Raw genomic sequence first — 25,763 nt, 5'->3', positions numbered from 1 at the left:
ATCATGAAACAAAGCGAATTTATCATCACTGCAGTACTAGTGTTAGCAGCCTTTGGATTTGGATTTTATAACATTACCAATTCTGCTCCTACAGTTTATAATTCTCAGATGAATACATCTGTTTCTATTGAATCTTCAAATACTAATATGGAGGTTAATCTTCAAATGAATCCGTTTGTGGCTAAAATTGTTGAAGAAGAAATTGTTATTGAAATGGACACTACAATGTCTACTGATTCAATTCTAGAAGTAAGTAATTCAGAAGATGTTACTTCTGAGTAATCTCAATCTTTTCTTTTAGCTAGAGTAAAACAAATAAACATTACGGCTATAAAGGCCGATATTCTTCCAATATAATCGCCAAAACGAACATAAAAAGTGCTGACTGAATGAGTACTCAATGTTCTTTTTATAACAAGCTCTTCATCCCATTTTGTTGGCTGAAAGACTTTTCCTCGAATATCTATAAAAGCTGATATGCCAGTATTGGCAGAACGAGCAATTGGTCGTCTACACTCAATAGCTCGAAGACTAGCATAATTCAAATGTTGCCTATATCCGGGCGTATCCTTCCACCAACCATCGTTAGTTATTATTGTAAATAAATCCGATCCATTTCGAACATATTCAGATGTAAATTCTCCAAAAATAGATTCATAACAAATAATAGGTGCAACATTAGCTTTGCCTCTGAACACTTCTCTGTAATCTTGAGTTCCTAAACTTCCAGAAATACCACCTAAATCAATGGTCAAGAACTCAATATTCTTCAGTAAAAATGAAAAAGGTGTAAACTCTACGCCCTGAACTAACTTAGACTTATGGTAGATTGACAACCCATCTTTTGAAACACATAAAGCCGAATTATATACGTCATAGTAGTTTTCTGAGTTAAGAAATTTTCGAGCGGTTCCACTTATTTTTTCATTAGAATCGAAGGCTTTAAAGGTAGAAGCACCAACTATAATTGTGAGTTGTGGATACTTTTCTATTAATTCTCTTAAGCGAATGAGTTCACCTGTATATTCTATTTTATTTTCCCAAAGAGCATCTACTATTGCTGTCTCTGGACCTATTAAATAATCAACTGTTGAATCTAATTCTGTTTCGGCTATTTCTATTAATTTTTCTAATTGCTCTATTGAGGAAAGCCCATCAAATTTTTCAAAATACGGGTCTATATTTGGTTGAACAATTACAATATTTACCTCCTCTCCTTTTTCTTCTGTTGAAATGAAAAAATTAAATATAAAAGGTAAAATCAAAATGGAAGTTAGTAATCGATAACTTTTTTTATTCTTGAATGAATGATAAATAACCACATTAAAAAGTAAAATCCATAAGCTGCCACCAAGAACTCCTGTATACTCATACCATTGAATAACACTAGGATATGATGCAAATACATTACCTAATGTCAACCAAGGCCAGGATAAATCCCAATTGTGGTGTAAATATTCAAACCCTAACCAAAAAGTTAACAATGCCCACCATGCTCTTCTATCATTAAATTTAGTATGAACTACTGAAAAAAGGAGAATTACAGTTGACATTAATAAACTATTTACAAGTATCGCTGCAATAACACCAAATAAACTTGCATGATAAATCCAATAGGTTGTTCCTAAATTCCAGAGAGCAAATACAATGAAAGAATGAAAAAAGACTTGCTTCTTATTAGTTGCATTCTCTACAATAGAAAACAATGGAACCAAGGCGAAAAATATAAGAAAAGGAAAGCCGCCTGAAGGCCACGAAAAAACTAATAATAGAGCTGAAGCAAAGCTAAGTAATAGGTTACGATACATCTTTTTGTATTATTGCAGTAACAAATATCGTTTTTATTGGGCATTTTAAGACACATACCGAATCTATTTACATTAGGCAATTTATCTTTTGGCTTATTGGCTATTCAGTACGCTTATTCTAACCACTTATATTTGGCTTCACTTTGTATTTTAAGTGGTGCTTTTCTTGACTTTTTTGATGGCTTCTTCGCTAGACTACTTAAGGTTAGTGGCGAACTCGGAAAACAACTCGATAGTCTTGCAGATTTAATCACTTTTGGTGTAGCTCCAAGTGTAATTGTGTTCCAACTTATTTTCTTGTCCGAATCACAATCGTATTTTAATGAATCTGAATTTAGTTACATTGCCTATATCGCTTTTTTAATCCCTTTATTTTCAGCATACAGACTAGCAAAGTTTAATATTGACACTAATCAGTCAGACGCATTTATTGGGCTTCCAACACCAGCAAACGCTTTGTTTTTTATATCTATCCCTATTGCTACACACTTCGATAATGAGGGAGTTTTATTAGAATTTTTGTCGCAAAAAATAATTTTAATTGGCTTTGTTATTGGCTTGTGCTGGCTAATGGTATCAAATATAAACTTCATAGCACTTAAGTTTAAGTCATTCAGTTGGAAGGGTAACGAATCACGATTTATCTTAGTTGGAATAAGTGTAATATTATTATTGCTTTTCTATTTTGTAGCTGTGCCAATTATTATACTTTTGTATACAGTATTATCGCTCATTAATAATCCAAGAAAATGAAATTTATTGCAGAGATTGATGTAATGCCTCTTAAGGCACTTTTAGACCCACAGGGAAAAGCAGTTAGTGGCAGCATGAAGAATGTTGGTTTACCAGAAATAACCAATGTAAGAATTGGCAAACACATCAGCTTGGAAATAGAAGCAAAAGATAAGTCTGAGGCAAGTGAAAAGGTTGATAAAGCTTGTAAAGAATTACTTTGTAACCAGATTATGGAAGGCTATAAGTTTGAACTACACGAAGTTGAATTAGCGTCGTAATTCAAAGTTCTCACCTAAATAAACTCGTCTAACCTGCTCGTCTGCTGCCAATTCTTCGGCAGTACCAGACTTTAGTATTTTACCCTCAAACAATAGGTAGGCTCGGTCAGTAATGGAAAGTGTTTCATGAACGTTGTGGTCCGTAATTAAAATGCCAATATTTCGGTTTTTCAATTTTGATACTATATGCTGTATATCTTCTACAGCAATAGGATCTACTCCTGCAAAAGGCTCATCCAAAAGTATAAATTTAGGATCAGTCGCAAGGCATCTAGCTATCTCTGTCCTTCTTCGTTCACCACCAGAAAGCAAATCTCCTAAACTTTTTCTAATATGCTGAAGCCCAAACTCATCTAGTAAAGATTCTAGCTTATTGGATTGTTCTTCCTTAGTCAGATTTGTCATTTCGAGCACTGCCAAAATATTATCTTCAACACTTAACTTTCTAAAAACAGAAGCTTCTTGAGCTAAATAGCCAATACCCATCTGAGCTCTTCTATACATTGGCTCTTCAGTAACTTCATCAGCATCCAAGAATACCTTACCAGCATCCGGCTTTACCAGACCAACCATCATGTAAAACGAGGTTGTTTTGCCAGCACCATTAGGACCTAAAAGCCCAACTATTTCACCTTGATTTACTTCAAGAGAAACTTCATTAACAACTTTTCTATTTCGGTACTTTTTGACAATATGTTGTGCGTTTAACTTCATTATTTATCTTGAAATTTAGCCGATACTTTGATGCTTAATTCATACAATAACATGAGTGGGAAAGTCACTAAAATTAAACTCAAAATATCAGGGGGTGTAATGATAGCCGCTAATATCATAAGTATAACTAAGGAGTGCTTTCTATATTGTCTTAATAATTCGGGAGAAATCAATCCCAACTTACTGAGGAAATAAATAAGAATAGGTAATAAAAATACTATTCCATTTGCTAAACAGACAGTAGTTACGGTTGAAATAAATGAGTTTAAATTTATCTGATTTACTACTTGAGAACTAACTTGATAATTACCAAGAAACTGTACCGACAATGGAGCTACACAATAGTAACCAAATAAAACTCCAAGAGTAAAAAGCAATGACGTATAAAATACTACACCTCTAGAATATTTTTTTTCACTGCCATGTAAAGCAGGTTTTATAAAACGCCATATTTCCCAAAATACATAAGGAAAAGCACATACAAAACCAGCTACTAAGGATGATACTATGTGAGTACTAAACTGACCTGACATCTGTATATTCATTAATTCAAAAGGAGCTTCATCAATACATAGTGCTTCTCCAAAGTGAAGTGTTTCAGATAGCCAACAGAAAAATTTATAAGTAGGAAAGTCAGGACTTTTGGCAGCTAAAATTATTTTATCAAATAAAAACTCTGGGAATACAAATGCCAATGTAGTGAAAACCAAAATAGCCACAGCACTTCTAATAAGATGCCATCTTAAAATTTCAAGATGGTCTAAAAAAGAATGTTCCTTCTCCTCTCCTATTTTTCTCATTACAAAATTCCTTCTTTTAGAATATCATGAATATGTACTATGCCGTGGTATGTGTCACCTTTACAAACTATCAATTGTGAAATATTATTGTCTTCCATAATAGTTAGAGCCTTTGATGCCAACTCATTATACTGAATAGTTTTGGGGGTATCACACATTATATCTGTGGCCTTAAGAGTGCTCCAATCAGCACCTTCATTTTCGAGCATTCTCCTTATGTCTCCATCAGTAATTACACCAATGAGTTGATAATTTTCAATAACAGCCGTTGCCCCCAATCGTTTGTTGGATATTTCTACAATTACATTTTGAATTGTTTCATTTGCAGGTACACTAGGTTTAGATTTATCAGAGCACAAATCGTCAACCTTTAAAAATAGTTTTTTACCCAAAGCCCCTCCAGGATGGTATTTAGCAAAATCAATATCCGAAAAGCCTCTGCATTCAAGCAAACAAACAGCTAATGCATCACCAATTACTAATTGTGCTGTAGTACTTGTTGTAGGAGCAAGATTGTTTGGACAAGCCTCTTTGTCAACTTTAGAAAGTATCGTCCAATCGGATTGTTGAGAAAGGTACGAATCAGAAGTGCCAGTAATAGCAATAATTGAATTTCCCATCTCTTTAAGAAGTGGAAGAAGTGTTTTTATTTCTGGAGTTGAACCGCTTTTTGAAATACAAACTACAATATCTTCTGACTGTATATTACCTAAATCCCCATGTAAAGCATCTGCCGCATGCATAAATATTGATGGCTGTCCAGTAGAATTAAATGTAGATACCATCTTTTGTGCAATGTTGGCACTTTTACCAATACCAGTAACAATTAATCGCCCCTTAGATTTTAAAATTTCTTGTACAACCTTTCCAAAATCATCGTCAATAAACTCAAGAAGTTTTAGAATGGATTGACCTTCTAAATTGATGGTTGATTTTGCAATAGATTTTATTTCATTAATTGATTTCAATAGACTAAGTTTGATTTAATAAAATAAATTCTCTAATTTTAGAGGGATTACTTTGAAGCAAAAGTATCAAAATTTAGCTTGATTATAATTAAATGACTCTACAGATTACATCTCTCACGGATGAACTTCAAAAATATTTTGGATTCAAACGTTTTAAAAGTCAACAAGAAGCCATTATTCAAAATACACTTGATGGTAATGATGCTTTTGTAATCATGCCCACTGGTGGTGGTAAATCTATGTGCTATCAGTTACCTGCTTTAGTTAGTGACGGATGTGCAGTAGTTATTTCTCCACTGATAGCATTAATGAAAAATCAAGTGGATGCCATTAGAGGTTTTAATGATAGCGACTCAATAGCACATGTCCTCAATTCATCCCTTTCCAAAAAAGACGTGGCGAAGGTAAAAGAGGATGTAGAAAGTGGCAAAACGAAACTTCTTTATGTAGCTCCCGAATCCCTCACAAAGCAGGAAAATATTGACTATCTAAAAGATAAAAAAATATCATTCTACGCTATAGATGAAGCACATTGTATTTCTGAATGGGGTCACGACTTTAGACGAGAATATAGAAACCTAAAAAAAATAATAGAGAATATTGGACGTGCTCCTATTATTGCTCTTACCGCTACTGCTACCACAAAGGTTAGAGAAGATATCCAAAAGAATCTAGGAATAACAGATTGCCCTGTTTTCTTTGACTCCTTTAATAGAGGTAATCTTTACTACGATATCAGACCAAAAATTGATGTAGAAAAAGAGATTATTAAGTACATAAAACAAAATCAAGGTAAATCTGGAATAGTATACTGTCTAAGCAGAAAGAAGGTTGAGGAAATTGCCGAAACCCTTCAGGTAAACGGCATCAATGCACTACCTTATCACGCTGGTTTAGAAAATAAAACACGTGTTAAGCATCAAGATGCTTTCCTCATGGAAGATGTGGATGTTATTGTAGCGACCATTGCTTTCGGAATGGGTATCGATAAACCCGATATTCGATACGTTATCCACCATGATATTCCTAAAAGTTTAGAAAGCTATTATCAGGAAACCGGTAGAGCAGGGCGTGATGGCGGTGAAGGCAACTGTGTAACCTTTTACAGTTATAACGATATTGAAAAACTAGAAAAGTTTTTACAAGGTAAACCCGTAGCTGAACAAGAGATTGGTCGTCAACATATATTAGAAACCATTTCTTTCGCTGAAACTTCCATGTGTAGAAGAAAATACATTCTACACTATTTTGGTGAAAAATTTGATGAAGCTAATTGCAATGAAATGTGCGACAATTGCCGACATCCAAAACCAAAATTTAACGGAGAAAGGTTTATTATTCAACTATTAGAGTGCGTCTTGGCTATAAACGAAAGACTGAAAGCAAAAGAGGTAGTAAAAGTGTTGGTTGGAGAAAGCAATGCCTTAATAAAACAACATAAGTCTGAAGCCCTTGAGGAGTATGGTAAAGGAAGTCACAAATCAAAAGGGTTTTGGCATGCCGTTATTCGTCAATCCTTAGTTAAAGGATTACTTGTAAAAGAAATTGAGAGTTACGGAATTCTTAAAGTATCTGAAAAAGGAAAAGAGTTTTTGAAAGAATCGTATGAAGTGCTATTCACAGAAGATCACGATTATGATGCTATTAACTCCAAAAATGCAGCTAATAGCAATCAAAAATCTGCTGCCGCAGATGCTGTGCTTTTCAAAAATTTGAAAGAACTCAGAAAAAAGTTTGCCAAATCAAAAGAACTTCCTCCCAATATCATTTTCTCTGAAGCCTCTTTAATTGACATGGCAAATCAATACCCTATAACTACTGAAGAGTTAAGTCAAATTCATGGCGTTGGACAAGGAAAAGCTAATAAATTTGGAAAGCCATTCTTAGATTACATTAAAGAATATGTTGAGGAAAATGATATTATAAGGCCTGAAGATATGGTCATCAAAACTATTGCTAAACAATCAAGCAATAAGGTGTACATCATTCAAAGCATAGACAGAAAATTATCTATAGAAGATATTGCTTCCGCCAAAGGACTCACAGTAGAAGACCTCATCACTGAAATTGAAACAATTGTAGAGTCTGGAACTAAAATAAATCTCAATTATTATTTAGAGGAAATAATTGATGAGTATCAAGAAGAGGAACTTATCGATTTCTTTAAAAATTCTAAAGAGGGAACATTTGATGAAGCAAGAAGTGAATTCGAAGAAGACGAATACACAGATGAAGAATTGAGACTTTTTAGAATTAAGTTTATCTCTGACGTTGCCAACTAGGCTTTAATTGCCAACCAACTCATTAACCCAATACTATGCTTTAAAGCAGCTTCCTCAACATTGAAGTTTGGGTTGTGTAGGTGCCTTCTACTTCCATTTTTATCACCGACCCCTATTCTGTAAAAACATGAAGGCACATGATGCGAATAATAGGCAAAATCCTCAGCGGTCATTCGCTTAGGAATTTTTATCACACTATCACTCCCCATAAGTTCTGAAGCTTGTGTAAAACAATGTTCAGTAAAATGCTCATCGTTTTTCAAGAATGGATAACCTTTACGGATTTCAAGAACATACTTACCGCCCATTTCTTTTGAAGTGCTAGAACATATCTCTTCGATAATCTGATGTGCTTCAGATCTCCAATCTTCATTCATCGCCCTAAAAGTACCTTGCATACTTACTTTTTCTGGTATAATATTTCCAGCACTACCACCTTGAATTACTCCAATAGACAATACCGAAGGGGTATCTTTAACTGAATCAAATCTATCGTAAAGTTTAGTAATTAATTTGGAAGCAATAACTAATGGGTTTATTCGCCCTTCTGGAATAGCAGCATGACCTCCTTTACCGATAACATCTATATAAATTTCATCAGCAGAAGCCATAAACATACCCTCTTTCATTCCAATAATACCACAGTCTAACTCTGGTGAAACATGCTGACCGATAATTTTATTGACTTTAGGGTTTTCCAAAACGCCTTCCTTTATCATTAAGGACGCTCCTCCAGGTAATTTTTCTTCACCAGGCTGAAAAATAAGCTTCATACTTCCCTCCCAACTATCTTTTAAATCATTAAGAATTCGTGCAACGCCTAATAATGAAGCTGTATGAAAATCATGACCACAAGCATGCATAACACCATCATTTTTAGATGCATAACTAAGATTGTTCATCTCTTGAATTGGTAAAGCATCAATATCGGCTCGAAGAGCTATACATTTCGATTCAGGATTTTTACCTTTAATGAGGGCAACAACACCTGTTTCCACCAAACCAGATTTAAAAGCGAGTCCGTATTCTGATAACTTTTCTTGAATAAACGTTGAGGTTTCATACTCTTTAAACGACAGTTCAGGATATTCATGCAGTCGCCTTCTTATATCTACAGTATCATTAAAATACTGTTCTGCTAAGGCTAATATTTTAGACTTTAACTGACTCATTTTGAGAACATAAGTTTAATTCCTCCAATTAATAACATTAGCCCAAACACTTTCTTCAGAGTCTTTGAATCGATATTTACAGCCCACCTAGAGCTGAAATAACCACCAATAACAAAGGCTAAAGATATAATGAGGGCATATTTCCAATTCACAAAACCTTCCTTATGGTAGTTCCATGCTGCCAAAATACCAATTGGTGGTAGCATAACGGCCAGACTAGTTCCCTGCGCATTGTGCTGTCCCATTCCCAGCAACAACATTAACAAAGGAATGATAATAATTCCTCCACCAACACCACTAAATCCGCTGAGGAAACCTGCGCAAAGACTAATTAAAACTAAAAAAAGTAATGTTACAAAAGACATAATATAATTTCCTTGCGAAGATATGTAATTCAAAATATCTTTGCTCAATGATAAAAATTCAATCTTTTACCTTCAATGGCTTCCAAGAGAATACTTATATTCTGTTTGACGAAAGCAAAACATGTATCATAATAGACCCAGGCTGCTATGAAGAAAATGAAAAGCTGAAATTGGAAAAGTTCATTGTTGACAATGAGCTTGAGCCAGTTAAACTGATAAATACGCATTGCCATATCGACCATGTTTTGGGGAATCATTTTGTTGCGAAAAAATGGGGTTTAGATTTGGAAATACATGAAAAGGACTTGTCCACATTACATTCTGTAAAGGATTATTGTCAACTGTACGGATTTCATAATTATGAACAAAGTCCAGAGCCATCAATATTTTTGAAAGAAGGTGATAAAATACATTTTGGAAATAGTAGCCTTGATATATTATTCACTCCTGGACATGCTCCTGGACACATTGTTCTACATTCCAAAGAACAGCATTTTGTAATTGGTGGCGATGTTCTCTTTCAGATGAGTATTGGACGAACTGACTTGCCAGGTGGCGACTACGACACACTAATAAATAGCATAAAAGATAAATTATTACCTCTGGACGAACAAACAAAAGTGTACTGCGGTCATGGTCCAAGTACAAGTATAGGGTTCGAAAAAATGAACAATTCTTTTCTGAAGTAATTTTTTTTACATTTGAGATTAACGCAATCTTAAAGCATCATGAAAACATTACCTATTTTTAAAAGTCAAAAAATCCGTTTAACTTTATTCGTTTTAATTAGCTCATACATAATTATAGATGTTTCCTTTCTACACATTTTTTCTAGCTGTGATGATTCTGCAATTCCATATTTAGTTGGCATTACTTGTGGATTAACAGCAGGTATTTTAGGAGGCGTATTTAATATTAATAAACTCTATTTCAAATACGATGATCAAAAGATCAAATGGAAATTAGATGTCGAAAAAGAAGTGCAAGAGGCAAGCATCGAGTTTATTTCTGAAATCAAAGAAGATTGGAAATCCATACATTTCGAAAACAATGGCATACGACACCAGATACTAACAACCAATCTATCAAAACGTCAGAAGAAAATGATATTTAACTTTCTAAAGAATTTTTCTTCTCGTAGTCCAAAATCAAAAGGTAATAGGTAAATACACCAAATGCATAAAGACCAGCAGTGATATAAAATATGTAGGCATACGGCAAGTCCATTCCCTTCAAAAACCGAAAAATCTGAGAACTAAAATACCAGCTACCACTCCAAATAGCAGCGGTGATAGCACTTAATATTTCTTGGTTATTTTTTCCAACATAATTCATTGTTAATTCGGAAGTCATTGGTGCTGCCATATTCATTAATGGAGTTCGTATCCAAAAACACAGAATGGCTAATGGTAATGCCAACCAATATTCCACAAAAAACTCAGTTGTAGCCAAAGCAACCAAAGCAATTACAGCAATGGATTGCGTTAAGGTAATACCCAACTTAAAACCAAGCATATCTTTTACCTTAGGAACTAGAAGAGCCATCGTAGCGACTAACAAACTAGCTCCTCCTCCAATCAAAGCAAAATCAGAAGAGTCCACATCAAAAATATGATAGAAAAAGAGATTTATAAAGGGTATGGTTAGACCAGCTCCAACCGAAATAATTATGGTTGGAACAATAGCTTTGGTCACTAACCACCAATCATAAGACGCCCATTGAATACCTTTTTTATCGGATACAACATCGTCTTCTTTGAGTTGTAATAAAAAATAAATCCCTGCTAATCCAATAATAGAAATAACTATTAAAATCATTCCCTCATCAAAACTACTAAAGATGCCTCCCAAAAGAAATATGATGATACTACTGGCTATGGTACCAAAGCTATGGGTAGCATAATTTAAAGAAATAGCGTGAGATTGATTTTCTTTTTTGGTAGTTCTCATTATAAAAGGCAAACTACTTACTTGAAAGCAGGTAAACACTACTCCCCATAAAATAAATAAGGCGGGTAAAATCGAATAAAATCCTTTTGAAATAGCTAACACCATAGCTATAGCTACGAAGGGTACACCAAAACTACCAACTAGAAAAAAAGGCTTTAGTCGTTTTCCTTTAATGTAAAAGCCAAGAGGAAATGCCAAAACCATAACCGCTAAAAATCTATAAGAAATAAAATTAGCAATTTCAGGGTCAGTGAAGCCCGATTTTGCAAGGTAAATGTTGAGTATGAGAAAAAATGCCGCACCGATAAGCTGAATAAAAAATTCAGCTTTTATCATGAACAATACGTGCTCTTCTAAGTCGGCATATGCTTTTAGAACTTTTCTCAATCAAGTAAGCTTAACATCTTCTCTTCTACTACCTCGCTGTCCCAAATGTTCTCAATGTTAGGAATACTCATGATTTCTTTCATCAATTCTTCTTGATGTTGTCCAATTTTCCAAGCATCTGAATATCTAATATTACTAAACGACACCATCGAATAAAGAGGCAACCATTTTTTAGGGTGTTTTTTAGAAAACTGAAGTTCTATTTTTTTCTGTAATAAAAATTGAGGGTCGGCGGTCTTATCACGCATAACAATAAAATTATGTAATGATAAATCTTGTACGCCATCCCCATCAGGTTTTCTAATTTCTGAATATTCCTTGAAACAACTCATAAAGTCATCACCATGTTTATCCATTAATTCATCCAAGACGAAACAGCCTTCAAAACCAGCGTTCATACCTTGTCCATAAAATGGAACAGTAGCATGTGCAGCATCACCAATCAATAATACTTTATCGTCAACGACCCATGGGTCACAACGCATAATAGCTAAAGAAGAAGTCGGATTATTGAAATACTCTTCAACCAGATTAGGTATTAAATCTAAGGTGTCTGGAAAAACTTCTTTAAAGAAATTATAAACTTGATCTTCGGTTTTTAAATTATTAAAAGAATGTTCCCCTTCGAAAGGAAAGAATAATGTACAGGTAAAGCTACCGTCCATGTTGGGAAGGGCTATAAGCATATAATTTCCTCTTGGCCATATATGCAAGGCATTTACCTCAAGTTTATGAGAACCATCCGAATTAGCTGGAATGGTTAACTCTTTGTAACCATGTTCAATATAATGTTGTGAATACTGAAACCTATCTTGCTTCATCATTTTGGAACGAATGACAGAGTAAGCGCCATCGGCACCAATAATCATATCAGCATCCACTACTTTTTCTGTCCCATCTTTATGCTCAAAAGTGGCAGATGCTGTTTGTAAATCCACATCTTTACATCTGTAATTAAAATGCATATTTACATTGTCTTGTTCACCTGCTAAATTCATTAGCAATTGATTAAGCCCACCACGAGAAACGGAAAAAATAGCTTCGCCATCTTGCCCATATTGCTGGTCTGTAAGAGTGCCATCAACGGCATGCATAACCCTTTTATACATGGGTATAGCCATTTTCTCAACCTCAGTATTTACACCAACTTTTTTGAGTGCATTCCACCCACGAGTTGATAAGGCTAAATTAATTGAACGACCTGCTGCCAATTGTACTTTTCTCATATCTGGTCTACGCTCAAAGACCTCTACATCAAAGCCTTTTTTAGAGAGGTAAATAGCCTCTAAGGAGCCTACTAGACCAGCACCTGCAATTGTTACTTTTTTTCTCATGATATTGCGTTTTCTATGATTTGTCCTAATTTGAAAATATCCTCAAAACTATTGTATAATGGAACGGGAGCTAAACGTATTACATTAGGTTCTCGCCAATCGGCTATCACTCCTTCATTTGTGATGTAATCAAACATTTCTTTGCCTTGCCCATGCATTAAAATCGATAACTGACAGCCCCTGTACTTTTCCTCTTTAGGAGTAATGATTTCAAAATTACAGTTATCATAGCGTGAGGAAATATCATTGAAAATAAATTCCATGAAATTAGTCAGCTTTCTGCTTTTTTCAATGAGCTTAGGCATACCTACCTCATCAAAAATATCCATACTCGCTTTGCAAGGTGCCATAGAAAAAACAGCCGCATTAGACAATTGCCAACCTTGTGCTCCTTGCATGGGAACAAATCCTTTTTCCATCAAAAAGCGACGCTCTTCATCATGCCCCCACCAGCCGGCGAAGCGCGGTAAATCAGTATTATTTTCATGTTTGCTATGTACAAACACGCCAGAAACACTGCCAGGACCTGAGTTCAAATATTTATAAGAACACCAACACGCAAAATCAACACCCCAATCGTGAAGGTCAAGAGAAACATTTCCAACACCATGTGCTAAATCAAAACCAACATAGGCACCGACACCTTTAGCTACTTTTGTAATTTTTGGCATATCAAAAACTTGTCCAGTATAGTAATTAACACCGCCCCAAAATACCAAAGCCAATTCGTCACCAACTTCTTCAATACACGAAAGAATATCTTCTTCTCTTATACAATGTTCGCCTTCTCGAGGGCTGACTTCTACGATTACATCTTCTGGCTTTAAACCATGAAATTTAACTTGACTTTCAAGCACATATTGGTCAGATGGAAAGGCCTTCGCCTCACAAATAATTTTGGTACGCTTCCCTTGTGGTTGGTAAAAGGACACCATCATTAAATGTAGGTTTACACTCAAGCCATTCATAGCAACTACTTCCTTAGGCTGAGCGCCAACAAGTTTAGCAAAAGGCTCACTCAATATTTTATGGTAAGAAACCCAAGGGTTTTTAGCTTCAAAATGACCTTCAACACCAAATTCAGCCCAATCATCCAGTTCTTGCATCAAATGAGTTTTGACACTTTTGGGTTGCAAACCCAATGAGTTTCCAGTAAAATAAAGTGCGTATTGACCATTAACAGCAGGGATATGAAACTTATCTCTGTAAGCAGACAATTCATCTGTTTTATCAGATTGTAAAGCAAATTCTATCGAGTTTTGCATAGCGTAAAATTATGGTGCGAAGATACCAAAAGCCATTGGGATAATAAAAAGAAGTAAATACATTAATAAACTACTTCCTTCCATCCAAAAAGTAAAGAAACTTCCGTTGTTTTCTTCATTTGTTTTATAAATCAACAGTCCTACATAAAGGGATGTTAAGAGTAAAGCAATTAAAAATAGGAGTGAAAAATCTGCAAGTATAAAATGTATTATGGATGCTAACTCATATAAAGCCAATGACCAAAATGCTAATTGCTTTGATTTTTCAACTCCAAATAACTGAGGAATTGTTTTCATAGAATTCTTATCATACTTCAAGTCGCGAATATCAAAAGGTATTGTAATTGATAACACAAAAAAGAATCTGCTTGCAATTAATACGCAAACTTCAATAGAGAAAGGAATATCACTTTCAGTAATTATCAAGCCGACACTGACAATTGTCCAGACAATGACAATCAAAAAGATTTTAAGCCCAGGCATTTCTCTTAATACAATACTACGTCCAAAAAAACTAAAGGTAAATGGATACAATAGTGTTACAAATACAGCTGGCACTAAAACATAGAGGGAATGAAGAGAAAGCGAAAACGAAAAATAAATAGTAAGTACAAATGAAAGAACTGTAATGATTTGAAGTGAGCCTTCTTGATTTTTTAGCCATGCCAATTGACTAAATTTATTGTCGGAAGATTTGAACCTCACATATCGCTGAAAATTATAGCTAAATAAGGTAGAAAAAAATACAAATGGTAATATGTGACTTACATCAACATTTAGAAGTATTGCTGAGCTTTGACAAAGGGCGACTACACAGGCTGAAATGAATAGATTACTGATGAGAAAAAAGTTATTCAATTTTATTAGCCAAGACATTTATCAAAAATATAAAATAGTAGCTTAGTTTACAGTGTCATTTTATATTTTTGTACCAGCAAATATTTTTTCGATGAATCAATTTTCTGAACGACACATAGGTCCTAACTCAAGCGACCAAGAATCAATGTTAAACTCGATAGGAGTTTCTACTATTGAAGAACTTATTGAACAAACTATTCCGAACTCAATTCGTCTAAACGAAAAGATGGATTTACCAGACGCTATGAGTGAATCTGAGCTTTTAGACCATATGAAGTCTTTGGGCCGAAAAAATAAAAACTACCGTTCGTATATCGGCTTAGGCTATTACAACACTATTTTGCCTGGAGTAATACAAAGAAATATTCTAGAAAATCCAGGTTGGTACACTGCCTATACGCCTTATCAAGCAGAAATTGCTCAAGGCAGACTAGAAGCCTTATTGAATTATCAAACTATGGTCACTGACATAACAGCAATGGAAATTGCTAACGCTTCACTTCTAGATGAAGGCACTGCTGCTGCCGAAGCTATGCTAATGCTCTTTAATGCACGACCAAGAGACAAGAAAAAGTCCAACGCAAATGTGTTCTTAGTTTCAAAAGATTGTTTGCCTCAAACGATTGACGTTCTCAAGACACGTTCTAATCCAATAGGTATTGAGCTTATTATTGCTGATCACAGTGAATTTGATTTTTCAAGAGAAGATGTATTTGGTATGCTTGTTCAATACCCTTGTAAGCATGGAAATATTGAAAATTATAAAGTTCTAGCAAAAGATGCGAAAAACAATGAGGTGGGTGTAGCAGTTGCAGCTGACTTATTGAGTCTGACCCTTCTAACCCCTCCGGGAGAATGGGATGCTGACGTCGTGGTTGGGACTACACAACGTTTTGGAATACCAATGGGCTATGGAGGTCCTCACGCGGCATACTTCGCCACAAAAGAAAAATATAAAAGAAATATTCCTGGAAGAATTATTGGAGTAACAATAGATGCTGAAGGGAATAGAGCTTTGAGAATGGCTCTTCAAACAAGAGAACAACACATCAAAAGAGAACGTGCAACATCAAATATTTGCACGGCTCAAGTTTTACTTTCAGTAATGGCTGGAATGTATGGCGTCTATCATGGACCAAAACGATTGAAAAATATTGCTCGAAAAATACACCATTTAAGTTGTATTCTTTCTTATGGACTTACCGACTTAGGTTATAAACAGCTCAACAAAAACTATTTCGATACCTTGTTGGTTGATATTCAAAATGTATCTATGGAAACCTTAAAAGTGTTTGCTGAAGATGCCAAAATGAATTTCAACTATATAGACGACAAACACCTTTCCATTTCTATTGACGAAAAAGATAGTCTAAAAAATATAAATGACATTCTAAGTGTATTCGCAAAAAGCTGTAACCATTCCGACCCAAGTGAATTGATTAACAAAGTGTTAAATGGCAACTATACCGATGCCAATGCATTTATCCCTACTGAACTTTACAGAGAAAGTGACTTCCTTCAACATGAAGTCTTCAATTCCTTTCACAGTGAAACAGAGATGATGCGATACATCAAGCGTTTAGAAAATAAAGACTTAGCCCTTAATCATTCTATGATTCCTTTGGGTTCATGTACTATGAAGTTAAATGCCGCATCAGAACTCTTTCCGCTAAGTTGGGTAGAATTTAGTAACATACACCCTTTTGCACCAATCAACCAAGCAAGAGGTTACCACATCATGTTTCACGAATTAGAAGAATCTTTATGTGAAATAACTGGCTTTGCAGGAATGTCCTTACAACCAAATTCTGGAGCTCAAGGAGAATATGCTGGACTAATGGTAATTCGAGCATATCACAATAGCAGAAACGAATCACATAGAAACATATGCTTGATACCCTCATCTGCACACGGTACAAACCCCGCTTCTGCTACTATGGCAGGCATGAAAGTTGTTGTGACCAAATGTGACGAAATGGGAAATATTGACCTTGATGATTTAAAAGAGAAAGCAGAAACCTATAGTGAAAATCTAGCAGCTCTGATGATTACTTATCCTTCCACACATGGTGTATTTGAGGAAAATGTAATGGAAGTTACAGAGATTATTCATAAGCATGGCGGTCAAGTATATATGGATGGAGCTAATATGAATGCACAAGTAGGCTTAACAAATCCAGCAAAAATTGGAGCCGATGTATGCCATCTAAATTTACACAAAACCTTTGCCATTCCTCATGGTGGTGGTGGGCCAGGCATGGGTCCTATTGGTGTTGTGGAACACCTCAAACCCTTTTTGCCAAGCAATCCTTTAATTCAAACGGGTGGCGAACAAGCCATCACCTCTATTTCAGCAGCTCCATGGGGGTCTTCTTTGGTGCTGTGTATCTCTTATGCATACATTAAAATGTTAGGTGAAGAAGGTTTAACAAAATCAACAAAAGTGGCAATACTAAATGCCAACTACATAAAGGAACAATTAAAAGAACATTACACCATTCTGTACGCCAATGAAAAAGGCAGAGTTGCTCATGAAATGATTTTGGACTGTAGGCCATTCAAAGAGATTGGAATTGAAGTTACAGATATTGCTAAACGACTGATGGATTACGGCTTTCACGCACCTACAGTTTCTTTTCCTGTTGCAGGAACTTTAATGGTAGAGCCAACTGAAAGTGAAAGTGTAGAGGAACTAAATCGTTTTATTCTAGCTATGACGTCCATTAGAAATGAGATAAATGCTATAGCTAATGGTGATTTTGATGAGACTGATAATCTTCTAAAAAATGCGCCTCACACCATCAATTTAATTGCTTCTGACAACTGGACAAAACCTTATTCAAGACAAGCTGCTGCTTTCCCAGTAGATTATGTTTCAAAAAATAAATTTTGGCCTAGCGTAAGTAGAGTTGACGATGCTTATGGCGATAGAAATCTTGTTTGCTCATGCGTTTCAATTGAAAATTACGTTTAAAATACTATAAAATAATCTAAAATACTTGTAAATTAAGTTAGGATTTTTTCTAAAAAGGCTGTAAATTCGCTAACACTTAACCGAAAATTAACAAGTACAAATGAAAACATTTTATTCAGTATTATGCTCATTTTTAATTGTTGGTAGCGTTTTTGCCCAAGGCGTTAACTCACAAGAATTGAAAATAGCACCAAAAAAAGTAATTGATTCTACTATCCCAAAAGTATTTTCTAATACCATACAGCTTAGATCATCTTTAGACTGTAATCCAGCTTATTTTTATTGTGAAAATTTTGAAGATGTAAGTATTCCAAGCTTACCTGCTGATATGAGCACTTCAAGCCTCGAAGAAAACTATTATGTTCCTGTTGATGGCAGTAATGTTCAAGTTCAAGGATTTTACACAGGTAACAGCCAAGATGCTGGTGCTGGTGGCTACTGGACATATGTAGACGACCACACTACTTTTGCAATGACTAACGATGATGCATGTCTACCAGGTGGAGCTACTCCAGGAGAAAACAACAATTGCGACCTTACATTAGAAGTTCTTGAGCTTCCTTCACTAAACTTTGCAGAAGGTGATTCAGGAATGTGGCTACAATTTGAATTTTATCATGACAAAAACTGGGGGGGTGGTGATGCATACGTTGAAATCAGCACTGACGGTGGAGTTAACTTCTCAGATTTAAGCGGTCCTCTACCAGAAACTCAAGCGTGGCAATCTGCTGCTTATAATTTAAGCGAATACTATGCAGATACAAATGTAGTTCTTCGATTCACTTGGTCTGACAACGGAAGCTGGGCAAGTGGTCTTGCAATTGATGACATCATAGTAAATCCTCTACCTGAGTATGCTATGAAACTTAACGAGCATCTACAGCTTTTCCCAAGTGCATATTTTGGAGGAACGACTTACCAAACAGTACCACTTGAACAAGCAAGTGCAACAGCGTATAATTTTGCAGGATATGTAAAAAATATGGGTCTTAATACCTTAGATAGTGCAAGGTTATATTCGTCTATTTCTTCAGAAGGCTTTACTTCTCAAAGTTTTGCTGAAAATACAACTTCATTATTAGTAGATTCATTTTACTGTAACGATGTATTTACTGCTACGGCTAACGGCACTTACGAAGCTGAAATTTATGCTTCAGATGCTAACGGTACTCAAACAGAAACAAAAACTGTTCAGTTCAATGTATCTGATTACGAATACGCTAGAGATGACGCTGATTTCAATGGCGGATACAGTGGCGGTTCATTTGTAAACAATGATGGTACAGAGCAAAGAGGCAACATTTATGACATATACAAAGAGGCAATGGTATATGGTATTAAAGTAAGAATTCACCCTGCGACATCGCCTGGATGTATGGCTAAAGGTGTTCTGAATATGGTGGATATTGAAACAGGAAACGTTTCTTACTTAACTGAAACAGCTGAAATGAACGTTGGTTCAATGACTGACGACTGGATGAATTTTGTTTTTGATGTGCCAGTTCAATTAATGGCTGGAGATGTTGTATTACCAACAATCTACGCTAATTACGATGCTGTTGACACTTTAGTTATTGCACAAACTGGTAACTCTCAACCAGGCGAAACTCTCTTACAAGATATTGATGGTGTGAGTGGCGATCCAGGCGAGTGGTATTATACTACTTCAACAGCCATGGTAAGATTAAACTTTGATCCAACATTAACTCCTCCTGCATCTGTTAATGAGGAAAATGTTATCAAATTCAACGTTTACCCTAATCCAAACAATGGAATATTTAATATCTCTGCTTCATCTAATGATAAGCAAGAAATTGAAGTTCAAAACGTATTAGGTCAAGTAGTGTACAGCCAAACTATCAATAATGGAAGTACTCAAATTGACTTATCAAACTACGAAAAAGGGGTTTATACAATTTCATTAACAAACGAAACTGGATTAAGCTCTTCTAAAAAGATAATTATTCAATAATTATATACTTAACCTTAACAACAAAAAAAGCAGACTAACCTCTGCTTTTTTTAATTAAATCAAAGAATTATGAAGCGAATTTTACTGTTTTTTGTAACAACAACTTTCTGTTTGTCGGCATACTCTCAGCATAAAATAAATAGTATAGTTAACACTCCAAAAAAAGTCAATAATTTCAATCAGTTAGAAGAATCTGCAGCAAATACTGTAGCGGATAGCGCTGATGTGATATGGTATGAAGATTTTAGAGAAGGTCTTGACGGAAATAATAACTCCATAGATCCAAGTTGGACTACTCAAGGTTCTGACGGTGCCGTTTGGGAATACGATTTAGACGGATCTAATGGCGATTATGCAGGAGATGAACCTTACTTATTAGAATCTGAATCTGCGGATAATGGATGGATGATTTTTGATGCAGATGGCTCCAATGCTGGACTGCCAACCGCTGCATACTCAAACCGTAAAGGTTCATTGACATCACCTTATATAGATTTGTCAAACGACTCAAACGTAACGCTGTCATTTGAGCATGCATATAGATGGTGCTGCTCTGGATCTCATGAACTTACCGTCTTTATTAATAATGGTAGCGGTTGGTTAGCTGCCAACAGTTTTCAAGTGAATGATTTAGGCTCGGTAAATGTTTTATCAGGAACCGTAAAAGTTGAAATTATAATTACTGAAATGGCTGCACTGAATGACAGTGTTCAAATTCGTTTCGACTGGGCTAATGATGCTGAAACTGCTTCACACTATTTTTGGATGATTGATGATGTTAAAATCATCAAAACCCAACCCTATTCGTCAAATATTTTGACTAGCTACAACAGAGTGCCAAGTTCATATTTTGGAGGAACTTCCTATAGGGTAATGCCACTAGAGCAAATCTCACAAACGTCTTACTTTTTCGGTGGAATTTTAGAAAATGTAGGCTTTAATGTTATTGATAGTATAAGAATTGACGCTTCTATTGAGTCAGAAGGGTTTAATGCTGAAAGCTACGGTTACACTATTGAGTCTGGAAGTAGAGATACTATGTTTGTTAATGATGGTTTTACTCCTTCAGATACGGGTGTTTATTTTGGTTCAATTACAGGAAAAGACGACAATTACTATATTACAACAGACACTCTAACACAAAGATTTCAAGTTACAGAATATGTTTACGCCAGAGATAACGGTAATAATGTGGTGAATTTTGGAAGATATGCACTAAATGGAGATGGAAATAGACAATTTGGAAATGTTTTTGATATCTATAATACAGCAACAGTATATGCCATAACGTTAAGATTGAGTGAACGAACTACTTCTACAGCTACAGGAAAAATCGTTATTAATACCGTTGACCCAAATTCTGGAGAAGTGAGTTACCTAACTGAAACTGAAGTATTAGACTTAGGTTCTCAAACCGAAGAGTGGTTTGATGTAGTTTTAGATCCTCCAGTACTTTTAGATGCTGGCCAGGTGGTTCTTCCAACTTTATATGCCGAATACAATAGTACAGATACTGTGTACATGAGTACCTCTGGAAGCAACCCTAATAATGGTGAAAGCCTTGTACAGGATATTGATGGTATTCAAGAAGGTATTGACCCTGGTACATGGCTATACACTACCTTTGCCCCATGCTTAAGGCTAAATTTTGACCCAAGTGTGATTGGTATAAACACAGATGTAAATGAGCAAGGAAATAATCTGAAATTTGCAATTTATCCGAATCCAAATAAGGGTGTATTTAAAGTGCAATTAGACTTGCATGATACTGGTTATATTGTACTTGAAGTAAAAAGTATATTAGGGCAATCTGTGTATAGTGAACAAATAAACAATGCAGGCATGATTAATAAGTCACTTGATTTAAGTCACCTCAAAAAAGGCGTTTATTTTATTTCAATAACGGATGACTTAAACTCTTCATCAACTAAAAAGATTACAATTCAGTAAATTTTTACAGTTTCTAAAAAAAAACAGGCTTTAATAAGTCTGTTTTTTTTGCTCAAAATTTTTGTTTAACTTCGCATATCAATTCTTAAAACTTAAAACCATGAGACACGCTCTTACATTGTTGGGTATATTTTTATCCTACCAAGTATTTTCCCAATTCAATTACGCTCCTGCGAAATTTCAACCAGAACCTAATCAAATACATCAAAAAAAATCATCGATAAATGTAGATGAGAGTAGTATTTCCTATTCATCAAATGCTGCCGATGATATTATTTGGTCAGATGATTTTGCTAATGGTTTAACTGGTAATAACACCTCTACTAATCAGGCTTGGACGGTAGCTGGGCCCGATGGATCTGTTTGGGAACACGATACGGATGGGTCAAACGGAACCTATGCAGCTTCTGAACCTTTCACCATTGATTCCGAAACAAAAGAAAATGGCTGGATGATTTTTGATGCTGATAAATCTAACCCTGGTCCTTCATCAGGTCATCAAGAAAGGCAGGGTCAACTAATATCTCCTTACATCGATTTGTCTAACGATTCTAATGTTACTTTATCCTTCGAGCATGCGTACAGATACTGCTGTAATTCAAACCATAAACTAAAAGTATATATAGGTACAGCTGATGGATGGAGTTCTACCAGTTTTACCATCAACGAAGAAAGTGTAAACGTTCTATCTGGAACAGTTAAAAAAGAAATAATTATTACAGACATTGCTGCACTTAAAGATAGTGTACGAATTCGCTTTGACTGGGCAGATGGTGCCCAAACAGCTTCTCACTATTTCTGGCAAATAGATGATGTTAAAATCATTAAAACCAAACCCTTTTCAGCAGCATTAGTTAATGCATTCCATAGAACCCCTAGTAATTATTTAGGAGGAACAGGCTATAGAATTATGCCTAAAGTACAATCTGATGCTACTGGTGTTTTCTTCCTAGGGTATATTGACAATACAGGTTACAACACTCTTGATAGTGCGAGAATTATTGCAACTGTAGAGGGTAATAGTTCATATAATGGTCAAAGTTATGGTGCTAACATTCTTTCAAGTGGTCGAGATACACTAGTTACTGCTAATGGTTTTACTCCTCCCGCAACTGGAGATTATACCTCAAATATTTTTGCTAAAGACGATGCTAACAATACTAGCACAGACACTTTGAAGAGAAGCTTTACTATTTCTGAGAACATTTACGCTAGAGACAATGCCGATAATGCGACAGGTTTAGGAAGCTATCCATTAAATGATGAAGGGACACATCAATTTGGTAATGTATTTGATATCTATGCAAACGCTACTTTATACGCTATAAGAATTCAACTAGACAGTAGAACTGGTGCCAATGCAAAAGCTAAAGTTCTAATTAATACTATTGATGTTAGCTCTGGATCTATAAATTATCTTTCTGAGACAGAAGTTTTTGATCTTGGGAATCAAACAGGAAGTTGGGTTAATATTATGATGAATCCACCTATTGAGTTAAGTGCAGGGCAAGTAATCCTTCCTGCCATTTATTCTGAAGCAGCTTCAGCAAATAATGACACTTTATGGATTAGCACTTCTGGTGTAAACTACGTTAATAGTGAATCTCTTATTCAAGATATTGATGGTGTACAAGAAGGAATCGACCCAGGAACGTGGTTATACACCACAACTGCACCTTGTATTCGTTTAAATTTTGACGCTAATGCAACCGGAATAGGCGGTGTTGGTATCAATGAAAAAGATAGATTTGCAAACATTAATGTATTTCCAAATCCTAACTCTGGAATTTTCAATATCAGTATACAAACAGAACAATCTACTGATATCAACTTAAACATTACCAATATCCTTGGGCAGTCTATTTACAAAGAGCAACTTTCAGAAGTGAGTTCACTTAATAAAGAAATTAACTTAAGTAACTACGAAAAGGGACTCTATTTTGTAAACCTCGAGGGTAAAAATGGAAAAAGTAACAGCCATAAAATCGTCATCAAATAAATCATTTTAATTCTAAAAGACCTGACTGATGAAAATAGTCAGGTCTTTTTTTTTAATCTTAAATCTCATGAAAAAAACACTACTATTATTATTTGTCTTTTCTAGCTACTTATTAGTTGCTCAAAATCAACTTCGGTTTAATCAAGAAACCAAAAATGATTTAAACAAACATATTATTAAAATTGCTAAATCAATAAGTCAATCAGAAATTGATTGTTCAGATACAACTTACCTGTATTGCGAAGACTTTGAATCTGTTAGCTCACCTGCCTTGCCGTCGAATATTACGACATCATCACTGGAAACAGGCTATAACGTAAATGTTAATTCAACAAATCAACAAGTCAGCGGATTTTATACCGGTGACAGTGATGATGCAAACGTTGGTGGCTATTGGCCAGTTACTGGACATACGCAATTTGCAATGACAAATGATGATGCTTGTAAACCAAATGGCACTACGCCTAATGCAAACAATAATTGTGATTTGAGTTTCGAAGTATTGGAATTGCCTCTTTTAGACTTCACGAATCAGAATGATGTCTTTCTAATATTTGATTATTATCACGATAAAAATTATGGTGGTGGAGATGCTTACGTTGAGTATAAAATAGGTTCAGGAAGTTGGACAAACATCTCTGGAAACTTGCCGGATGGAGACGCATGGCAAGAAGGTATTTTTAGTCTATCTGCTTTAAATAATACCGATTCTGTATCGATTCGTTTTGTTTGGTCAGATGATAACAAATGGGCGACTGGATTTGCCATAGACAATATTGTTGTTGGTGAATTAAAAGATAATGAATTATCATTACAGACAATAAATCAATATATTGAAGGTAACACTTACGCTTCAACATACTCACAAATACCTTTGTCACAACAAGGTAATGGTTTTTACTTTAGACAGATTATTAGAAATATAGGTAATAACCAACAAGATTCAACTAGACTTAAAGTTGAGATTTTATCAGAACAATTCGAAACGCAAAGTTGGGCAAAAAACCTTTCTTCTCTAGAAAGAGATACATTTTTTGGAAACAACTACTTTAATGCAACATCTATAGGTGATTATCAAATTAGTTTTACCTCAGAATCTGATAGTACGACAACAGATGCTCAAACCTTAGATTTTAAAATTACAGATTATATTTTCGCTAGAGATATTGATGAAGAAAGTATAATTTTCAGTCTTGTCTCTGCTACTGGTGGTCAACCCACTATCGAACATGGAAATACTTTTAGTATCAAAGAAAACACAACACTCTATGCGGTTGATGTTTTTATTTCACAGAATAGCGACCCTAATGGTAAAATTCAAGCCAAAGTTTACTTAGTAGATAATGGAACAGCTAACTTTATTGCAGAATCAAATAGACTAAGCATCCCCTCGTTAGATAGTTGGCAAAGTGTAAAGTTTGCCAATCCAGTTTCTCTTGATGCTGGAAATGAATACCTAGTAACAGTTGGAGGTGATGGTACGCTCTCAGACACTACTCGAATTGGTGCTTCAAGCTCAATAAACGGAAGTTATGGCTGGAGAATTTATAATGGATATTCGGGAACTGGTAGTACACCTCCAAGTGATGGTATTTATCTATCAATACCAATGGTTAGAATGAATTTAGATCCAAATGTAGCAGGGCCTATTGGAATAGAGGAAGAAGATAAGTTTGAGTTTTCAATATATCCGAATCCTAATAATGGTATGTTTAATATTTCTTTAAAGAATCAACCGGCAAATAATCTAGATGTAGTTATCAAAAATGTTCTTGGGCAAATAGTGCATCAAGATTATATAAATTCTAATTCTTCTGGAAGTATAGATTTAAATCTTCAACACTTGAAAAAAGGCGTATATATCGTTGACTTATTGGAAAACAATTCCATCTCAAATACAGGAAAAATTATTATCAAATAATACTAAAAGATGTAATATTTAAGAAGAGAGG

General features: G+C 35.1%; 21 protein-coding genes. 11 read left to right on the top strand and 10 right to left on the bottom strand.

Annotated features, from left to right (window positions below):
• Window positions 1-3: 3 nt before the first annotated feature.
• Complete coding sequence (locus ISP73_02700; GenBank protein MBL6657496.1) at window positions 4-282, top strand: hypothetical protein; 279 nt, start codon at window positions 4-6, stop codon at window positions 280-282.
• Between the two features lie 2 nt (window positions 283-284).
• On the opposite strand, the gene lnt is transcribed toward ISP73_02700, so the two are convergent.
• Window positions 285-1,808, bottom strand: a complete 1,524-nt coding sequence (gene lnt / locus ISP73_02695) for an apolipoprotein N-acyltransferase (GenBank protein MBL6657495.1) — start codon at window positions 1,806-1,808, stop codon at window positions 285-287.
• A gap of 96 nt (window positions 1,809-1,904) precedes the next feature.
• On the opposite strand from lnt, the gene ISP73_02690 reads away from it, so the two are divergent.
• Both ISP73_02690 and purS read left to right on the top strand, forming a co-directional pair.
• Window positions 1,905-2,561, top strand: coding sequence for a CDP-alcohol phosphatidyltransferase family protein (locus ISP73_02690; GenBank protein MBL6657494.1), 657 nt, complete (start codon window positions 1,905-1,907; stop codon window positions 2,559-2,561).
• A complete protein-coding gene (gene purS, locus ISP73_02685; GenBank protein MBL6657493.1) occupies window positions 2,558-2,821 on the top strand; it encodes a phosphoribosylformylglycinamidine synthase subunit PurS in 264 nt (87 codons plus the stop codon). Before ISP73_02690 ends, purS begins: the two co-directional genes overlap by 4 nt.
• On the opposite strand, the gene lptB is transcribed toward purS, so the two are convergent.
• From lptB to ISP73_02670, 3 genes are read right to left on the bottom strand one after another with little or no spacing between them, the layout of a single operon-like run.
• Entirely contained in the window at window positions 2,810-3,535 is a 726-nt protein-coding gene (gene lptB / locus ISP73_02680) for an LPS export ABC transporter ATP-binding protein (protein MBL6657492.1), read from the bottom strand. The genes purS and lptB overlap by 12 nt on opposite strands.
• Entirely contained in the window at window positions 3,535-4,335 is an 801-nt protein-coding gene (gene tatC / locus ISP73_02675; protein ID MBL6657491.1) for a twin-arginine translocase subunit TatC, read from the bottom strand. The genes lptB and tatC overlap by 1 nt, the downstream gene beginning before the upstream one ends.
• Window positions 4,335-5,303, bottom strand: a complete 969-nt coding sequence (locus ISP73_02670) for a KpsF/GutQ family sugar-phosphate isomerase (protein MBL6657490.1) — start codon at window positions 5,301-5,303, stop codon at window positions 4,335-4,337. The genes tatC and ISP73_02670 overlap by 1 nt, the downstream gene beginning before the upstream one ends.
• A 92-nt stretch (window positions 5,304-5,395) precedes the next feature.
• Here ISP73_02670 and recQ point away from each other — a divergent pair, with 92 nt between their 5' ends.
• Complete coding sequence (gene recQ / locus ISP73_02665; GenBank protein MBL6657489.1) at window positions 5,396-7,585, top strand: DNA helicase RecQ; 2,190 nt, start codon at window positions 5,396-5,398, stop codon at window positions 7,583-7,585.
• Here recQ and ISP73_02660 read toward each other — a convergent pair.
• Window positions 7,582-8,757 (bottom strand): amidohydrolase, encoded by a 1,176-nt coding sequence (locus tag ISP73_02660; protein ID MBL6657488.1) that lies wholly within the window; start codon window positions 8,755-8,757, stop codon window positions 7,582-7,584. The genes recQ and ISP73_02660 overlap by 4 nt on opposite strands.
• Complete coding sequence (locus ISP73_02655; GenBank protein ID MBL6657487.1) at window positions 8,754-9,122, bottom strand: sulfite exporter TauE/SafE family protein; 369 nt, start codon at window positions 9,120-9,122, stop codon at window positions 8,754-8,756. The genes ISP73_02660 and ISP73_02655 overlap by 4 nt, the downstream gene beginning before the upstream one ends.
• A 47-nt stretch (window positions 9,123-9,169) precedes the next feature.
• On the opposite strand from ISP73_02655, the gene ISP73_02650 reads away from it, so the two are divergent.
• Together ISP73_02650 and ISP73_02645 are read left to right on the top strand one after the other, a co-directional pair.
• Window positions 9,170-9,811 (top strand): MBL fold metallo-hydrolase, encoded by a 642-nt coding sequence (locus tag ISP73_02650; GenBank protein ID MBL6657486.1) that lies wholly within the window; start codon window positions 9,170-9,172, stop codon window positions 9,809-9,811.
• Window positions 9,812-9,850: 39 nt separating this feature from the next.
• Complete coding sequence (locus ISP73_02645; GenBank protein MBL6657485.1) at window positions 9,851-10,288, top strand: hypothetical protein; 438 nt, start codon at window positions 9,851-9,853, stop codon at window positions 10,286-10,288.
• Here ISP73_02645 and ISP73_02640 read toward each other — a convergent pair.
• Genes ISP73_02640 through ISP73_02625 form a run of 4 tightly spaced genes read right to left on the bottom strand, consistent with a single transcriptional unit; the run spans window position 10,233 to window position 14,934 of the window.
• On the bottom strand, window positions 10,233-11,459 hold the full coding sequence (locus ISP73_02640) for an MFS transporter (protein ID MBL6657484.1): 1,227 nt from the start codon (window positions 11,457-11,459) through the stop codon (window positions 10,233-10,235). The genes ISP73_02645 and ISP73_02640 overlap by 56 nt on opposite strands.
• On the bottom strand, window positions 11,456-12,793 hold the full coding sequence (locus ISP73_02635; GenBank protein ID MBL6657483.1) for an FAD-dependent monooxygenase: 1,338 nt from the start codon (window positions 12,791-12,793) through the stop codon (window positions 11,456-11,458). Before ISP73_02635 ends, ISP73_02640 begins: the two co-directional genes overlap by 4 nt.
• The gene (gene kynU, locus ISP73_02630) at window positions 12,790-14,058 is read right to left on the bottom strand and encodes a kynureninase (protein MBL6657482.1); all 1,269 of its coding nucleotides are present in this window, start codon (window positions 14,056-14,058) and stop codon (window positions 12,790-12,792) included. The genes ISP73_02635 and kynU overlap by 4 nt, the downstream gene beginning before the upstream one ends.
• A gap of 9 nt (window positions 14,059-14,067) precedes the next feature.
• On the bottom strand, window positions 14,068-14,934 hold the full coding sequence (locus tag ISP73_02625) for a hypothetical protein (GenBank protein MBL6657481.1): 867 nt from the start codon (window positions 14,932-14,934) through the stop codon (window positions 14,068-14,070).
• A gap of 73 nt (window positions 14,935-15,007) precedes the next feature.
• Here ISP73_02625 and gcvP point away from each other — a divergent pair, with 73 nt between their 5' ends.
• The 5 genes from gcvP to ISP73_02600 all read left to right on the top strand — a co-directional run bounded on the left by gcvP (window position 15,008) and on the right by ISP73_02600 (window position 25,732).
• A complete protein-coding gene (gcvP, locus tag ISP73_02620) occupies window positions 15,008-17,890 on the top strand; it encodes an aminomethyl-transferring glycine dehydrogenase (protein MBL6657480.1) in 2,883 nt (960 codons plus the stop codon).
• Window positions 17,891-17,990: 100 nt separating this feature from the next.
• Complete coding sequence (locus ISP73_02615) at window positions 17,991-19,862, top strand: T9SS type A sorting domain-containing protein (GenBank protein ID MBL6657479.1); 1,872 nt, start codon at window positions 17,991-17,993, stop codon at window positions 19,860-19,862.
• A 69-nt stretch (window positions 19,863-19,931) separates the two neighbouring features.
• Window positions 19,932-21,812 (top strand): T9SS type A sorting domain-containing protein, encoded by a 1,881-nt coding sequence (locus tag ISP73_02610; GenBank protein MBL6657478.1) that lies wholly within the window; start codon window positions 19,932-19,934, stop codon window positions 21,810-21,812.
• A gap of 100 nt (window positions 21,813-21,912) precedes the next feature.
• Window positions 21,913-23,811: a T9SS type A sorting domain-containing protein gene (locus tag ISP73_02605; protein MBL6657477.1), complete on the top strand. Its 1,899-nt coding sequence runs from the start codon at window positions 21,913-21,915 to the stop codon at window positions 23,809-23,811.
• Window positions 23,812-23,878: 67 nt separating this feature from the next.
• Entirely contained in the window at window positions 23,879-25,732 is a 1,854-nt protein-coding gene (locus ISP73_02600) for a T9SS type A sorting domain-containing protein (GenBank protein ID MBL6657476.1), read from the top strand.
• The last annotated feature ends 31 nt before the right edge of the window (window positions 25,733-25,763 follow it).

Source organism: Flavobacteriales bacterium (genome assembly GCA_016779935.1).
In the GTDB taxonomy this organism is placed as follows: domain Bacteria; phylum Bacteroidota; class Bacteroidia; order Flavobacteriales; family UBA7312.
Note: the sequence above shows the minus strand (reverse complement) of the source record. Positions and strands in the feature narration are given on the sequence as shown.

What these genes read in the sequence shown, in the direction of transcription:
- purS (MBL6657493.1), top strand. Translation starts at nt 2,558, where the DNA reads ATGAAATTTATTGCAGAGATTGATGTAATGCCTCTTAAGGCACTTTTA.
- ISP73_02615 (MBL6657479.1), top strand. Translation starts at nt 17,991, where the DNA reads ATGAAAACATTTTATTCAGTATTATGCTCATTTTTAATTGTTGGTAGC.
- ISP73_02645 (MBL6657485.1), top strand. Translation starts at nt 9,851, where the DNA reads ATGAAAACATTACCTATTTTTAAAAGTCAAAAAATCCGTTTAACTTTA.
- ISP73_02600 (MBL6657476.1), top strand. Translation starts at nt 23,879, where the DNA reads ATGAAAAAAACACTACTATTATTATTTGTCTTTTCTAGCTACTTATTA.
- tatC (MBL6657491.1), bottom strand. Translation starts at nt 4,335, where the DNA reads ATGAGAAAAATAGGAGAGGAGAAGGAACATTCTTTTTTAGACCATCTT.
- recQ (MBL6657489.1), top strand. Translation starts at nt 5,396, where the DNA reads ATGACTCTACAGATTACATCTCTCACGGATGAACTTCAAAAATATTTT.
- ISP73_02660 (MBL6657488.1), bottom strand. Translation starts at nt 8,757, where the DNA reads ATGAGTCAGTTAAAGTCTAAAATATTAGCCTTAGCAGAACAGTATTTT.
- ISP73_02605 (MBL6657477.1), top strand. Translation starts at nt 21,913, where the DNA reads ATGAGACACGCTCTTACATTGTTGGGTATATTTTTATCCTACCAAGTA.
- ISP73_02700 (MBL6657496.1), top strand. Translation starts at nt 4, where the DNA reads ATGAAACAAAGCGAATTTATCATCACTGCAGTACTAGTGTTAGCAGCC.
- lptB (MBL6657492.1), bottom strand. Translation starts at nt 3,535, where the DNA reads ATGAAGTTAAACGCACAACATATTGTCAAAAAGTACCGAAATAGAAAA.
- ISP73_02650 (MBL6657486.1), top strand. Translation starts at nt 9,170, where the DNA reads ATGATAAAAATTCAATCTTTTACCTTCAATGGCTTCCAAGAGAATACT.
- ISP73_02655 (MBL6657487.1), bottom strand. Translation starts at nt 9,122, where the DNA reads ATGTCTTTTGTAACATTACTTTTTTTAGTTTTAATTAGTCTTTGCGCA.
- kynU (MBL6657482.1), bottom strand. Translation starts at nt 14,058, where the DNA reads ATGCAAAACTCGATAGAATTTGCTTTACAATCTGATAAAACAGATGAA.
- ISP73_02625 (MBL6657481.1), bottom strand. Translation starts at nt 14,934, where the DNA reads ATGTCTTGGCTAATAAAATTGAATAACTTTTTTCTCATCAGTAATCTA.
- ISP73_02610 (MBL6657478.1), top strand. Translation starts at nt 19,932, where the DNA reads ATGAAGCGAATTTTACTGTTTTTTGTAACAACAACTTTCTGTTTGTCG.
- lnt (MBL6657495.1), bottom strand. Translation starts at nt 1,808, where the DNA reads ATGTATCGTAACCTATTACTTAGCTTTGCTTCAGCTCTATTATTAGTT.
- gcvP (MBL6657480.1), top strand. Translation starts at nt 15,008, where the DNA reads ATGAATCAATTTTCTGAACGACACATAGGTCCTAACTCAAGCGACCAA.
- ISP73_02635 (MBL6657483.1), bottom strand. Translation starts at nt 12,793, where the DNA reads ATGAGAAAAAAAGTAACAATTGCAGGTGCTGGTCTAGTAGGCTCCTTA.